Annotated in this window: 9 protein-coding genes; 7 read left to right on the top strand and 2 right to left on the bottom strand. The window is 37.7% G+C overall.

The features are described 5' to 3' along the window. The first annotated feature begins 58 nt into the window (after nt 1–58). The 3 genes from citD (at nt 59) to NFR44_RS06585 (ending at nt 4,368) form a co-directional block, all read left to right on the top strand. Nucleotides 59–1,303 carry a citrate lyase acyl carrier protein gene (citD, locus tag NFR44_RS06595; protein WP_251442540.1) on the top strand — a complete coding sequence of 415 codons (1,245 nt, stop codon included), beginning with the start codon at nt 59–61 and terminating at the stop codon, nt 1,301–1,303. Continuing rightward, the gene (gene citF / locus NFR44_RS06590) at nt 1,293–2,846 is read left to right on the top strand and encodes a citrate lyase subunit alpha (RefSeq protein WP_251442536.1); all 1,554 of its coding nucleotides are present in this window, start codon (nt 1,293–1,295) and stop codon (nt 2,844–2,846) included. Before citD ends, citF begins: the two co-directional genes overlap by 11 nt. A gap of 193 nt (nt 2,847–3,039) precedes the next feature. Then, nucleotides 3,040–4,368: a CitMHS family transporter gene (locus NFR44_RS06585; RefSeq protein ID WP_251442533.1), complete on the top strand. Its 1,329-nt coding sequence runs from the start codon at nt 3,040–3,042 to the stop codon at nt 4,366–4,368. A gap of 92 nt (nt 4,369–4,460) precedes the next feature. Here NFR44_RS06585 and NFR44_RS06580 read toward each other — a convergent pair whose 3' ends face one another. Together NFR44_RS06580 and NFR44_RS06575 are read right to left on the bottom strand one after the other, a co-directional pair. Continuing rightward, entirely contained in the window at nt 4,461–4,934 is a 474-nt protein-coding gene (locus NFR44_RS06580; protein ID WP_251442530.1) for a hypothetical protein, read from the bottom strand. A 5-nt stretch (nt 4,935–4,939) separates the two neighbouring features. Next, on the bottom strand, nt 4,940–5,869 hold the full coding sequence (locus NFR44_RS06575) for a LysR family transcriptional regulator (RefSeq protein ID WP_251442527.1): 930 nt from the start codon (nt 5,867–5,869) through the stop codon (nt 4,940–4,942). A gap of 603 nt (nt 5,870–6,472) precedes the next feature. Between NFR44_RS06575 and nifJ the strand changes: the two genes are divergently transcribed. From nifJ to NFR44_RS06555, 4 genes are all read left to right on the top strand, one after another. After that, a complete protein-coding gene (nifJ, locus tag NFR44_RS06570) occupies nt 6,473–10,003 on the top strand; it encodes a pyruvate:ferredoxin (flavodoxin) oxidoreductase (protein WP_251442524.1) in 3,531 nt (1,176 codons plus the stop codon). Between the two features lie 425 nt (nt 10,004–10,428). After that, the gene (locus NFR44_RS06565; RefSeq protein WP_251442521.1) at nt 10,429–11,988 is read left to right on the top strand and encodes a WG repeat-containing protein; all 1,560 of its coding nucleotides are present in this window, start codon (nt 10,429–10,431) and stop codon (nt 11,986–11,988) included. A gap of 338 nt (nt 11,989–12,326) precedes the next feature. Beyond that, complete coding sequence (locus NFR44_RS06560) at nt 12,327–13,955, top strand: YadA-like family protein (protein WP_251442519.1); 1,629 nt, start codon at nt 12,327–12,329, stop codon at nt 13,953–13,955. A 135-nt stretch (nt 13,956–14,090) separates the two neighbouring features. Continuing rightward, nucleotides 14,091–15,689 (top strand): YadA-like family protein, encoded by a 1,599-nt coding sequence (locus NFR44_RS06555; RefSeq protein ID WP_251442516.1) that lies wholly within the window; start codon nt 14,091–14,093, stop codon nt 15,687–15,689. Nucleotides 15,690–15,744: the final 55 nt, after the last annotated feature.

The following is a 15,744-nucleotide window of genomic DNA, read 5'->3' as shown; positions in this document are numbered from 1 at the left end:
TTTTGGTTTAGTGTTAGTTTATTATTAGCTATGATTCGTTAAGAAAGGATGCGAAGCTATGAACAAATTAGTAAAAGCAGCGACTGCTGGTTTTGACGAAAAACAAGATTGTCTTGTAACCGTTGAGCCAATCGCAGCTGGTATTGAAGTTGAATTAACTTCAAAAGTAAAACGCCAGTATGGTAAACACATTGAAGAATTAATCGTGAACACAGTAAAAGAAGCTGGTTATGATGGGGTAAAGGTTATCGCCGATGATAAGGCCGCTTGGGACTATGCAATTAAAGCACGTGTATTAGGTGCTTTAGAACGCGGTTCTGAACCGAAAGCTACTGTAACTCATGACGAAACTCGTCCCGTAGAAGTTAAAAATTTACCATTATCAGAAGCTGCTAAAGCTCGTATTTCTCGTAGCATGATGTTCGTGCCTGGGAATACGCCTAAAATGATTAATAGCGCAGATATCCACGGTGCGGATAGCTTGATGTTTGATATTGAAGACTCCATTCCTGTAACAGAAAAAGATACAGCTCGTTTGATGACAGCTGAAGCTTTGAAAAGCATGACTTTCCGCTCTGAAACAGTAGTTCGTATTAACCATCCAACTCAGACACCATATGGCTATGATGACTTAGATGTAATTGTACCAGCTAAACCAAACTTGATTCGTATTCCAAAAACTGAAGACGTATCTGAAGTTGAAATCGTAGCTCGTAAAATTGAAGAAGTAGAAAAAGCTAATGGTTGGGAAGAAGGTACAATTAATATTATTGTAGCGATTGAATCCGTTAAAGGTCTTTATAATGTACGTGAAATCTGCCATGGCCCTCGCGTTGTAGGTATCGCACTTGGTGCTGAAGATTATCGTGCTGACCTTCGCACTGGTAAATCTAAACCAGCTGTTGAATTAGCATTTGCTCGTCAATCTATCTTATTGGCAGCTCGTGAAGCAGGTATTCGTTGCGTAGATACTGTATTCTCTGATGTTAAAGATCTAGATGGTTTCGTAGAAGAAGTACAATACATTAAGGCCCTTGGCTTCGATGGTAAATCTTGTATCCATCCAAGTCAGATTAAATTGGCTCACAAAGTATTTACTCCAGATGAAAAAGAAATTGCTCATTCTGTTAAAGTATTGAATAGCTATGCAGATGCTTTGAAAAACAATAAAGGCGTTATTGCTGTTGACGGTAAGATGATTGATGGTCCTATCGTAGTTCGTGCACAACGCATTGTAGATAAAGCACGTGCAGCCGGTATTAAAGTAGAAGTAGATGAAGGAGCTGAAATTAATGTTAAATAAAGCAAATCGCGAAATTCCAATGGATTTACCAGCTCTTGCGGGTCGTGAATTATATCAAGGCGAGTTCGCTATTGAGCCTAAAGTACGCCGTGTAGGCCGTCCTGTTGCTAAATATAATCAAGGTGGCGCTGATAAATTATTATCTTCCATCGATGAAGCTATTGAAAAAACTGGCTTAAAAGATGGTATGACTGTTTCTTTCCACCATCATTTCCGTAATGGCGATTATGTTATGAAAATGGTTATGGAACGCATTCAAGCAAAAGGTATTAAAGATATTACTGTTGCTTCCAGTTCTCTTAGCCCTTGTCATGAATTCTTAATCGATATGATTAAAGATGGCACAGTAACAGCTATTGAAACTTCTGGTCTTCGTGATGCACTAGGCAAATTCTTAACGAAGAATCCAGGCGTATTGAAACGTCCTGTAGTTATTCGTTCTCATGGTGGCCGTGCCCGTGCTATTATTGCAGGTGAAGTTCACATCGATGTAGCCTTCATGGGTGCACCTACTTGTGACCGCCGTGGTAACTTTACTGGCATGCAAGGTAAATCTGCTTGTGGTGCTCTTGGTTACGCTATGGTTGACTCTCATTATGCAGATAAAACTGTTGCCATTACTGATAACTTAGTTGATTATGTATATCCTTATTCTGTACCTCAAACAGATGTAGATTACATCGTTGAAGTAGAAGCAATTGGTGATCCAGAAGGGATTGCTTCTGGTGCAGTTGGTTTTACTAAAAACCCTGTACAGATTAAAATTGCTGAAATGGCTGCAGAATTCCTTGATCAAGCAGGCATCATTAAAGAAGGTTTCAGCTTCCAGCTTGGTGCTGGTGGGGCACCTTTAACAGTAGCTAAATTCATCGGCCAAAAACTAAAAGAACAAGGCGTTAAAGCTGGTTTTGGTATTGGTGGTGCCACTGGTATTTTGGCAGGTATGTTAGAAGACGGTTTAATCAATGCTATTTATGATACTCAAACATTTGATACAGTAGCAGCTGCTTCTTTACATAAAAACCCTGCTCATATTGAAATGAGTGCATCCATGTATGCGGATCCTTGGACTGACAATATGACTAACTACCTTGATGTTGTATTCCTTGGTGCTACTGAAATTGATACAAACTTTAATGTTAACTGTATGACTGACTCCAATGGCGTTCTTATGGGGGCTTCTGGTGGTCACAGTGATACAGCTGCTGGTGCTAAATGTACAGTTATTACTTGTCCATTAGTACGTGGCCGTTTGCCAATGATTTTAGATAGCGTTCAAACTGTTATTACGCCAGGTGAATCTGTTGACGTAATTGTAACAGAACGCGGTATCGCTATTAACCCTCGTCGCACTGACTTGATTGAACGCTTTAAAGATTCTAACTTACCAATTTACACAATTGAAGAGTTACAGAAATTAGCTTTTGATCTTGTTGGTAAACCAGAAGGTATTACTGTAAGCGATAAAGACGAAGATGTAGTAGCTATCGTTGAATACCGTGACGGCTCTATTATCGACGTAGTTCGCAAACCATTAGACTAATTAGTCGATGGAATAAAGACAAATTAATTATTGAATCAGCGTTACGAAGCTTGATTGAAATTGCTAATAGTATTTTTGAAAAAGGGATTGTTACGGCAATCCCTTTTTCTTATATAGTGCAACAGGCAAGCTTGTTAAATGAGCAAGAGTTTTTTAGTCTGTAACGTTTATATGTTGGAAAGGAGTTTTTCCTATGTTTTTAGGTATTTTGGGCCTATTGATGATTGTTATCATCGTATGGGCATTAATCCAATCTAAAACAAATCCTGTGCCGATTTTCGTAATCGTGCCTATTATCATGGCTGTTATTGCTGGTTTTGGTCCATCAGATATTTTTACATTTATTCAAGCAGGTGTATCTAAAACTTGGTCTACAGCGGTATTATTCGTATTCTCTATTGTGTACTTCTCCTTGATGAGTGATGTTGGTCTATTTGATCCATTGGTAAATTACTTGGCTAAAAAAGCCGGCAATAATATTATGTTAGTTACCATTGCTACAGCACTTATCGCAGTAGTAGGGCATTTGGATGGCGCGTTAGCATCTACCTTGTTAATTACGATTCCTGCCATGCTTCCTATTTATAAAAAGTTACACATTCGCCCTGTAACTTTAGTATGTATCATTGGTGCGGCTATGAGTATCATGAACTTGGTACCATGGGGTGGTCCAGTAGCGCGTACAGGGGTTGTATTAAACGCTGATGTAAATGCTTTATGGCAAGCATTAATTCCATTACAAGGGGTAGGCTTAGTAATCTTAATTGTGTTTGCTGCTTATATGGGGATTGTTGAAAAACGTCGTGGTGCTGGTTTAAACCCAACTGGTGAAGCTGCATTATTAGATTCTTCATTAGTACCAACTGATGGTAATGTAACTTCTGAAGATTTAGAAGCTATGAAACGTCCTAAATTGTTATGGTTCAATGGTTTGTTAACTTTAGTTGTTATTGGCTTACTTTGCTTCACTAAGATTCCGCTTTATGGTGCGTTCATGTTCGGACTTGCCATTGCTTTGATTGTTAACTTCCCTGGTGCAAAAGCACAATCTAAAGCTATTAAAATGCATGCTGATACTGCCTTAACAATGCCTATGATTTTATTAGCATCTGGCGTATTCTTAGGTGTATTAAGCGGTACTAAAATGATGGATAACATGGCATCTATGTTAATTACCTTAGTACCAGATTTCTTGGGTGGTCATTTACAAACTATCTTTGGTATTCTTGGGGTACCAATTGGTATGTTGCTTGGCACTGACTCCTACTTCTTTGGTCTTGTTCCATTGGCTATTAGTGTAGGTGAAAAATTTGGTGTAAATCCTCAAGATATGGCTATGGCTATGTTGATTTCTAAAAACTATGGTGTATTAGTAACGCCTCATGCAGCGACTACATTCTTAGCTTGTGGTTTAGCTGGTATTGAAATTAAAGATATGTTGAAATTCTGTGCTCCACGTTTGTTTATCATGTCCTTGATTTCGTTAGCTTGTGGTGCTATGTTAGGTTTGTTCCACTTATAATTTTTACTAGCAGAGAGTTAGTAATATAATAAAAGGTCGTAAGTAAACGATGTATGATTCGTTTGCTTACGACCTTTTTTATTTTTTATATACTAAGGTGTTGTGTCATTAAAAATACTTTCCCCTGGTTGTAGTGGGGAGGGAACTTGGCCTGGATTACTATCAAAGTCTTTTAATGAGGGCACGGTTGGTGCCGCTTGTGGTACTTTTATTTCAGGATGAAGCCATTCTAATTGTATGAGGCGCCATTGAAACTGATTAGTCTCTTTTTGGAGTTGGACAATATCTTTTTCCGCTACTTTTAAACGAGCGGCGTGCGCATTGCTGATGTGTTCTAGGTTAGTAATACGATAATCAAAACTGTCCATGTCACTCATATTGTATTGACCATAGACTCTGGTTGCTAGCTCATCAATTTGGGCTTGCTGATAAGCGATATAACAGCCCATACAAACTATGAGTAACCATAACCAAGTTGTAGTGCGCTTCCATAAGTTAGTGAGCGTTTTTGGTGGCTTATTAGGGCCTGGTTGAGGCTCGAACTTGCGAGGACGTTCCTCACTCATGATGCTTATTTCCCTTCTGCAGAAATAGAACCAGTTGGTAATGGTAATTTAGCGGTTACAAAATCTAACCACAAGCGAGACGCGTGGGAGAGATAATGACCTTTTTTCCAAATTACATATAATGTATGAGTAATTTCAGGACGAACTAGTGGGCGCACGGCTACGCTAGTACCAACTTTTGTATTTTCCCCTTTGGCAGGGCAGAGACGGCTTGGTAGCAAAGCAATGGCTAAGTGAGCACCTACTGTTTGTAACATTAAGTCACGTTGGCTAGTTTCAAATACAATATGAGGTTGGAAACCGGCATGTTTACAAGATTTTACTACTTCATCATGAAGGTTGAAATCATCTTTATGAAGTACAAAAGATTCTTCGGATAACATGTCTAAGGAAATTTCTTTTTCTTTAGCTAATGGGTTATCGCGCGGTAAAATAACACAGAGTGGGTCGCTAGTAAGATAGAAGGACTCAAATTCTTTAGGATTTGGTTTTGTACAAATAATACCAATATCAATAAGACCTTCTTGTACACTAAGTTCAATTTTTTTAGAACCTTCTTCGTATAATTCTAAATTAATTTGTGGATAAGAACGTTTAAATTCACCTAATAGTTGAGCAAAAATAGGGGCATCTGTAATTGGTGGTAATCCAATGTGAATAGAGCCTTGTTCTAATCGGAACTCATTTTCAAAATCTGTTTTTAAATGCTCAAACATGAAAACAACGCGTTTCGCATGAGTTAAAAAGATGGTACCGCCATCAGTTAATTCTACTGATTTAGCATTACGCATGAATAAAACAACACCTAGCTCATCTTCAAGAGCTTTAATCGTACGACTAATAGCGGATTGCGAGATGTGCAAGTTGCGTGCTGCTTTACTAAAACTTTTTTGATCGGCTACTTCTACGAAGTATTTTAAATGATGAAAATCCATAGTACACCTCAACTAGTAAAAATATATGAAAGACTCAAAGCTACTTTTCAAGAATGCGTTAAACTCATGTAATGTAAAGAATGACTCCAATATCGTTGAAAAATAGCGTTATTGAAAAACGTTCGCAATATTGAGAACCTATGAAAAAATGTCAAGTTATTATCTCATAATTAGCAATTCAGATACGCCTGTTTCAGTTGCTATATGCAATCTATAATTGTATAATTAAGACATGAGGCTATATCGATTTGTTATTTTAGGAATGAAATAGGTCCTCCAAATGCAAAATAGTTTTAATAGTATTATATTATTACATTTTTGCAAGATAGGCAATGCTTTTACGAAAAATACGACAAAGAATGCATTAAATTTTAACATTCTTGGTTGCTTGATAGTAGAAGCAGTGCAGTTTAGAAGCGATTTGCCAATATGTATGTCAAAAATTTATACGCAGTATAAAATCCTATAGTGTATTCATTATACTATAGGGTATTCACATGCTAAGACATAGATATGCGCTAGGTGCGGGGGAATTTGTTCCTGAGATAATAAGGGTAAGCAAGTGTAAAACTCATTCTTAATGCTTAAGGAGGCTTTTTTAACATGCGTAAAATGAAAACTATGGACGGCAACCAGGCCGCAGCTCACGTTGCATACGGTTTTACCGAAGTAGCAGCTATTTATCCAATCACACCGTCTTCTCCAATGCCAGAACACGTTGATGACTGGGCTGCTACTGGCCGTAAAAATATCTTCGGCCACAAAGTACAGGTTGTAGAAATGCAGTCTGAAGCTGGTGCTGCCGCTGCTGTACACGGTTCCTTACAAGCAGGTGCTTTAACAACTACATTTACCTCTTCTCAAGGTTTATTGTTAATGCTTCCAAACTTGTATAAAGTAGCTGGTGAATTATTACCAGGTGTATTCCATGTAGCAGCTCGTGCTCTTGCCGCTCACGCATTAGCCATTTTTGGTGACCACCAAGACGTTATGGCCGCTCGTGCCGCTGGTTGTGCAATGCTCTCCGAAGCTTCTGTACAAGAAGTTATGGACCTTGCTCCAGTAGCTCACTTAACAGCTATTAAAACACGCGTACCATTCATCAACTTCTTTGATGGTTTCCGTACTTCTCATGAAATTCAAAAAATTGAAGTTCTTGACTATGAAGAATTAAAACCATTAGTAGATATGGAAGCAGTTGAAGAATTCCGTAAACGTGCTTTAAATCCAGATGCGCCTGTAACTCGTGGTACTGCAGAAAACCCTGATATTTACTTCCAGCATCGTGAAGCATCTAACCCATTCTACCTTGAAGTTCCTAATGTAGTAGAACACTACATGGCTGAAATCAACAAATTAACTGGTCGTAACTACCAATTATTCAACTACGTAGGTGCTCCAGACGCTACTGATGTTATCGTAGCTATGGGTTCTAGCTGCCAAGTAGTAGAAGAAACTGTTGATTACTTAAACAAACAAGGCCGTAAGGTTGGTTTAGTGAAAATTCACTTGTTCCGTCCATTCGCAACTGATCGTTTCGTAGCAGCTTTACCTAAAACAGTAGAACGCATTGCTGTCTTAGACCGTACGAAAGAACCAGGTGCTTTGGCTGAACCTTTATTCTTAGATGTACAGGCTGCTTTAGTACAAAACGATATCAACGCTAAAGTATATGGCGGTCGTTATGGTTTAAGCTCCAAAGACGTTATCCCTGCAGACATTGTATCTGTATTCGATAACATGTTAGCTGATGCTCCTAAACGCTTCTTTACATTAGGTATTGAAGACGACGTTACCAACTTGTCCTTAAAACGCGCTGAAGGCGTTTCCATTACAGCTGAAGGTTTAACTGGCTGCAAATTCTGGGGCTTCGGTTCTGACGGTACTGTAGGTGCTAACAAATCCGCTATCAAAATCATCGGTGACTACACTGATATGTATGCTCAAGCATACTTCGATTATGACTCCAAAAAATCTGGTGGCGTAACAATGTCTCATCTTCGTTTTGGTAAGACTCCAATCAACAAACCTTACCTTGTAACTGAACCTGAGTTCATTGCTTGTCATCGTCAGTCCTATGTTCATGAATATGACCTTCTTCGTGGTATCAAAAAAGGTGGTACATTCCTCTTGAACTGTACTTGGACTCCTGAAGAATTAGAAGAAAAATTACCAGCAAACCTTCGTCGTACAATTGCTGAAAAAGAATTGAACTTCTACATCATCAACGCTGCTGAAATCGCTCGTGAAATCGGCTTAGGTGGTCGTATCAACATGATTTGTCAGGCTGCATTCTTCAAATTGACAAATATCATTCCTGTTGATAAAGCTATTGAATACCTTAAAGACTCCGTAGAAAAAACATACGGTAAAAAAGGTCAAAACGTTGTTGACATGAACAATGCTGCTATCGACAAAGGTGTTGGCGCGCTTGTTAAGATTGATGTACCTGCTTCTTGGAAAGATGCTGTTGACAATGCAGCTAAAGAAGAAAAACCAGGTTGTGCATCTTGCCCAAGCTATGTTGAAAACATCTGTAAACCTGTAAATGCTCAAGCTGGTTATGATTTACCAGTAAGCTCCTTTGCTGGTTTCGAAGATGGTACATTACCTGCTGGTACAGCTGCTTATGAAAAACGTGGTGCTGCTTTATTCGTTCCACACTGGATTAAAGAAAACTGTATCCAATGTAACCAATGTGCGTTCGTATGTCCACATGCTACAATTCGTCCTGTATTAGCTACAGCTGAAGAAGTAGCGGCTGGTCCTGATAACTTCGAAGCAATCCCAGCTCTTGGTGCTAAAGATCTTCAATTCCGTATTGCTGTATCTCCACTTGATTGCTTAGGTTGCTCCAACTGTGTTAATATCTGTCCTTCTCCTAAAGGCAAAGCTATTGAAATGCGTCCTATCGATGGCGAAATGGAATTTGCTGAAACTTGGGACTATGCAGTTAAATTACCAGTAAAAGCTAACCCAATGAAGAAAGACACTGTAAAAGGTAGCCAGTTCGAAACTCCACTTCTTGAGTTCTCCGGCGCTTGCGCAGGTTGTGGTGAAACTCCATACGCTCGTTTAATCACTCAATTATTTGGTGATCGCATGGTGATTGCAAATGCTACTGGTTGTTCCTCTATCTGGGGTGCTTCCATGCCAGCTTCTCCATACACTACTAACCAACAAGGTCAAGGTCCTGCATGGGGCAACTCCTTGTTCGAAGATAATGCTGAATATGGCTATGGTATGTTCGTTGGTGCACAAAAAGTTCGTGCTCAATTAGCTGAAACTGCACAAGTTGTTGCTGAAAAAGCAGCTCCAAGCTTAAAAGCAGCTATCGAAAACTGGATCGAAGGCAAAGACCAAGGTGAAGGTTCTCGTGAACGCGTAGCTGAATTAGTAAAAGAATTAGAAGCTGCTGAACAAACTGAAGAAGTTAAAGAAATGCTTGCTAAGAAACAATACTTAGTAAAACGTTCTCAATGGATCTTCGGTGGTGACGGCTGGGCTTACGATATCGGTTTCGGCGGTCTTGACCATGTATTAGCTTCTGGCGAAGACATCAACGTATTTGTATTCGATACTGAAGTTTACTCCAATACTGGTGGTCAGTCCTCTAAATCCACTCATACAGCTGCTGTAGCTCAGTTCGCTGCTTCTGGTAAACGTACTAAGAAGAAAGACCTTGGCATGATGGCTATGACTTATGGCTATGTATATGTAGCTCAAGTTTCCATGGGTGCTGATAAAAACCAATTAATGAAAGCTATCACTGAAGCTGAAGCATATCCAGGTCCATCCTTAATTATCGCTTATGCTCCATGTATCAACCATGGTATTAAAGGCGGTATGGGTAATGCTCAGGAAGAACAACGTCGTGCTGTTGCTTCTGGTTACTGGGATCTTTACCGTTACAACCCAGCTCTTAAAGAAGCTGGTAAGAACCCATTCAGCTTGGATTCCAAAGAACCAACCGAAAGCTTCCGCGACTTCTTAATGAACGAAGTTCGTTATGCTTCCTTGAAGAAAGCTGCTCCAGAAATGGCAGAAGAATTATTCGAAAAAACTGAAAAAGATGCTATTGAACGTCGTAAATCCTACGTTCGTCTTCAAAAAGGTTTTGACGAAGTACAATAATTCAAATAAACATGTAGACTGTAGTTATTGCTAATCTTACAATGAAGTAAGGTATCGACCATGATGGTCAAGAGGCATAAGTACGGGCTAGTAGAACCGCAAGGTATCAATAGATGCCTTGCGGTTTTTTATATTAATTTCATTATTTTTAGATGCAATATTAGCTGTTAAATAAGATAATTGCCAATTTAAAAATCAACAATTATAATATGAGTAACTAATAAAAGTTAAGTGAATACAGTGAACGTTAGCGCAGAGTTAAGTATGTGTTAAGGTGCTAGATATGTATTTAGCGTGTGTTACATACGTATTAAGTATGTGTTCAATATATATTAAGCGTGTGCTAGATATGTATTCAGGAGCACCTAAGTATGTATTAAGTGAGTATTAAAAGTTATTTTGCTAGAATTAGAGGAGGGTATTGTATGAAATTATCAAAGCGGTCGAAGACTTTACTGGTTGCTGCGGTATGTTCTTTTTGCGTTGGCCATAGTGATGCCATAATTACAGAGTCTATTAATTATTTACCTAATTCAGCCTTACAAAGTGAGGATGTAATGTTTGTGCAAGATGGGAATGTATTTGCTACTATTCCTAACAATGGTGTTGCCATTGAAAATAGTGCTGTAAAAGGAGAGGATCCTGCACAATTAAAAGATAAACAACGTGTTATGGCGATTGTAGAAACTAAAGAAGGTTATGGTCTTGTTGATACAAAGGGGCAAGTTTTAGTTGAACCAAAATATAAGCGCGTCACGGCTCGTGAAAACGGACATATTATAGTATTTAATAATCCTAAAGCGGAAGATGACGGCTATATTGGTGTTAAACTAGATGTGCCTGCTGTTGAGGAAGATATTAATTATGTTTCAGATGGATATATCCCATTTAAAGACAAGAAGACAAAGAAATATGGCTTTAAAGACATAAATGATGATGTTGTTATTGCACCTCAATTTAAAAATGTTCTTACTAATTTTAGAGAAGATAGAGCCTTTGTTAAAAGTAAATCTGGTGCCCCTGTAGCTATTGATAGCAGTGGCAATGAATTATTTACTGTTGATGCTGACTATGTGTATCCTTATTATGACGGTTTAGCTGAAATTCAGCGTAAAGCATCTGGTTTTAGTTTACTAGGCGCTATTGCAGGGGTAGCATTAGCCGGTATTGGTAATAGTCATGGTGCAGGGATTGGTATCAATGTTGGTCCTGATGGAGTTGGCTTAGGTGTTGGTTATGGCTATAATGATTTTTGGGACTACGGTCGTCATAACCACTTCTATAGTGGTGTTACAGTTGTACGAGATAAAATCAAACGGGGGTATATTGACCGTGATGGGAACGTAGTCATTGATAGCAAATTAGACCATGTATATCCAATGATGCCTTTTGGTACGATTATTGAAAATGATAAAAAATTAGCTGTCGTTGATCGTAAGGGAAATTTCTTGATTCCTTATGGTGATTATGCTTTAGAAAAAATCAATTTAAATGATCCTTACATTGCTTTTAAAGATAAAACAACTGAAAAACGAGGTGTCATGAATTATTTAACAAATACTCAGATATTGCCATTCCTCTACGAAGATGTTGATTTTATGAATGATGGTTTTGTAGTGGCTACGGCAGCAGATGGTAAGCGAGTTTATCAAATAGAACCAACTCGTAAGGAAGTATTCCGACTATCTAAAATTTCCTTGCATAGTGGATTTGGTGCAGAAGGTTTCGCTTGGGTAGTAGGCGATTCTGAACTTGGCGATGGCTTTACAGGTTATAAAATTATTAATCGTGAAGGGCAAGTTGTTTTTGAAGCGAAAGATATAGCAATACAAGATGCATCTAATTTCTTTGCCTATTATTCTGCAGTTCGTGTAGATGGTAAATGGGGGGTTATGGATACGACTGGTAAATGGATAGTAGAACCAATTTATAAAGATGTTAATTTTGTAATTCCTACTGGAAAAAGTGTGATGTTGATGCGATAGGTATGATGTATTTGTAAATTAATAAATCGAATATAGATTTGGCTTTAAAACTTAAAATTAAATGAAAAAATAGACTATCAGTATTAAAAATGATAGTCTATTTTTTCTTTTATTTAATATTGTATTAAATACATTTTTATTTAAAATGGCTAAAATAATGGAATTAAGTGTCATTATTAAAATATTATGACCTTTAATATATTAGGATTATAAATTAAAATAAGATGAAAAAAATATAAAAAGATATTGCTAAAAATAAAATGAATGTGCTATAATTTGTTTTGTTGAAAAAGAAGTATTTGAGTATAGTTTATATTTAGAGGTAGAAAGGATTTAAAATGAGTAAGAGGAAAGTGTTAAAGAGTTTAGTTTTATCTAGTCTATTGGCAGTAAGTGTTATAACAGTAGCACAGGCAGATGATGTTAAATTAGGAGATACAGCTACTGTTAAGGATGCTAAAAGTATTGCCGTAGGTCATGAAGCTCATGCAAGCCATAGTGGTATTGCTATTGGTAATGAAGTTTATAATGGAACCAAGAATGATGGTAAAAATGTAAGTCTACATCATGAGAATATTTCAATTGGTAATCGAGTTGAGGCAAGAGCTACTGCCATTAGTCATGGTATCGGTATTGGGCGTGATGTTGTTTATGGGAAACAGGCAGTGGCTATAGGCAGCGAGACTATTGCTGGTAGTACAGATGCGATAGCTATTGGTAATAATGCAAGAGCAAATGAAACGGGTGGAGATCAAGGTATTGCTATTGGTGCAAGAACATTTAGTGGTAAATTAGCAGCAGCATTAGGTACTGAAGCTAATGCTGATTTTTCCGGCGTTGCTATTGGTGCACAATCTAGATCTGTGTTCTATGGTGTTGCCGTTGGCGCAGAGTCTGACAGTGGCAAAAATGCGGGAGCTTCATTAGGCTATCAAGCTAAATCTGATAACTTTGGGGTTGCTTTGGGAACTTATGCTCAGGCACTTGTTAAGGCTTCAGTCGCTTTGGGTGGGACATCAGTAGCTGATCGAGAAGGAATACTTAATAAGGGGAATACTAAGGTCATAACAAGTTCGAATCCAGAAATTACGCAAGTTTATGCTAATGATGCTGCAAGTAGAACTGATAAAGATGCAATAGTCGCTACAATAAAAGGGTCATATGGTGCAGTATCAATAGGTAAGGCTGATGCTACTCGTCAAATAATAAATGTTGGTGCTGGTAGTGCTGATACAGATGCTGTAAATGTGGCACAGCTTAAATCTGTAGATAATCGCTTGACTTTAGTAGATGGGAAAGTAGACGCATTAGGTGACCGTGTGACTGTAGTAGAAGAAAAAATTGATAATATTGAGAGTGCAGGTAATGCTAATACTACAGAAATCAACAATATTAAAAAAGACGTAGAGGACCAAGGTAAGATTATTGAAACACATACGTCTCAGATTAGTGATCTTGATGGCCGCGTAACTAAAAATACTAATGCTATTAATGACTTGACAGATCGTGTAAGCAATCATGATATTGCTATTTCTGGCTTAAATAATCGCGTAGATAAATTAGGTACTCGTGTAAATAAAATTGGTGCTGGTGCTGCAGCTTTAGCAGGCTTACACCCACTTGATTTTGATGATGACTCCAAATTGACATTTGCTGCAGGTTTTGGCTCATATAAAAATCAACAAGCAGCCGCTCTTGGTGGATTCTATCGTCCAAATGAAAATTTAATGTTTAGCTTTGCTACTGTAGTAGGGAACTCTGAAAATATGCATAGTGCAGGTTTATCTTTCCGCTTTGGCGAGTCTTCTCCATACCAAGGTCTATCTAAAGCTGAATTAGTGTCTGTTGTAGAAGAACAGGGAAAAGAAATTAAAGCACAGGCTAGTGAAGTAGCTATTGTTAAAGCAGAAAATGCTGCTTTAAATGAACGCTTAGCGAAATTAGAAGCTTTATTAGCTACTAAATAATAGAAGTAAATAATTAAATAGAGATAATTTTAAAGCTACAGTTGATAAGGTTATTCTTTTATAATGTGAGATAATTTATTCGTTAAAAAGAAGTATTTGAGTATAGTTTATATTTAGAGGTAGAAAGGATTTAAAATGAGTAAGGAAAAAGTGTTAAAGAGTTTAGTTCTATCTAGTTTATTAGCTGTGAGTGTTATGACAGTGGCACAGGCAGATGCTGTAACGTTAGGGAGTACTGCAACAGCTCAAGAGGGTACAGTTTCTATTGGTAACAATTCTCGGGCAGAAAACAGTAGTATTGGGATTGGTAATGATGTAATTGCTGAAGATCGTGGTATAGCTATTGGTAATAAAGTATCGACTAGTGATGCTGGCGATACAGGAAATAGTCGGCATACTGAAAATATTTCTATTGGTAATCGTGTAGCAGCAGGCTCTTATGCGATTAGCCATGGTGTGGGCTTAGGCTCTGATGTTTCGTATGGGATGAATACTATTGCTATAGGCACTAATGTAAAGGCAAATGCAATGGATAGTATAGCTTTAGGTAATGGTGTGAAGCTTAATAATGGCAAGGAAGGCATTAGTATTGGTAAAGATTCAGAGGCTGGTTTACAGAGTATAACTTTAGGTTCTAATGCAAGTTCTAATTTAAGATCAGTTGCTATTGGGTTAGAAACTAAAACGAACCGCGTAACAGATGCTATTGCTCTAGGCAGTTATTCAGTAGCGAATCGTAGTAAATTAATAAATAATAAAGCTACAGATATTATTACAACAAGTGCGAAGGCTAATTATTCAAATAGTGAAGTATATGCTGCGGATAAAGCAATTGATACGGACAAAAAAGCAATTGCTAATACAGTAAAAGGACAATTAGGTGCAGTATCAGTAGGTAATAGTTTATCTACTCGTCAAATTGTTAATGTAGCAGCTGGTAGTGCCGATACTGATGCTGTAAACGTAGCACAGCTTAAATCTGTAGACAATCGTTTGACTTTAGTTGATGGGAAAGTAGCGGCATTAGATGGCCGTGTGACTGTAGTAGAAGAAAAAATTGGTAATATTGAGAATACAGGCAATAATAATACTACAGAAATCAGCAATATTAAAACTGATATAGAAAATCAAGGCCAAACAATTAAAGAACATACAGATCAAATTAAGGATTTAGATAATCGCGTATCTGACAACACAAATTCTATTCAAGACCTTAATGGCCGTGTAACTAATAACACCAACGCTATTAATGACTTGACAGATCGTGTAAGCAATCATGACACGGCTATTTCTGGCTTAAATAATCGCGTAGACAAATTAGGTACTCGTGTAAATAAAATTGGTGCTGGTGCCGCAGCTTTAGCAGGTTTACATCCACTTGATTTTGATGATGACTCCAAATTGACATTTGCTGCAGGTTTTGGTGCATATAAAAATGAACAGGCAGCTGCTCTTGGTGCGTTCTATCGCCCAAATGAAAACTTAATGTTCAGTTTTGCTACTGCTGTAGGTAACTCTGAAAACATGTACAATGCAGGTTTATCCTTCCGCTTTGGCGATTCTTCTCCATACCAAGGTTTATCTAAAGCTGAATTAGTATCTGCTTTAGAAGATCAAGGTAAAGATATTGAAGTATTAAAAGCAAAAGCTAATGAAGTAGATACTGTTAAAGCTGAAAATGCTGCTTTAAATGAACGTTTAGCAAAATTAGAAGCATTATTAGCAGCTCGATAATTTTGTATTAGTAACTGAATACTGATAAATAAGAATTCGTATAGCAGAGTATTAT

This window comes from Veillonella intestinalis, assembly GCF_943193155.1.
Lineage (GTDB): Bacteria > Bacillota > Negativicutes > Veillonellales > Veillonellaceae > Veillonella_A > Veillonella_A intestinalis.
The sequence above is the reverse complement of the archived record's forward strand: the minus strand, read 5'-3'. Positions and strand labels throughout refer to the sequence as shown.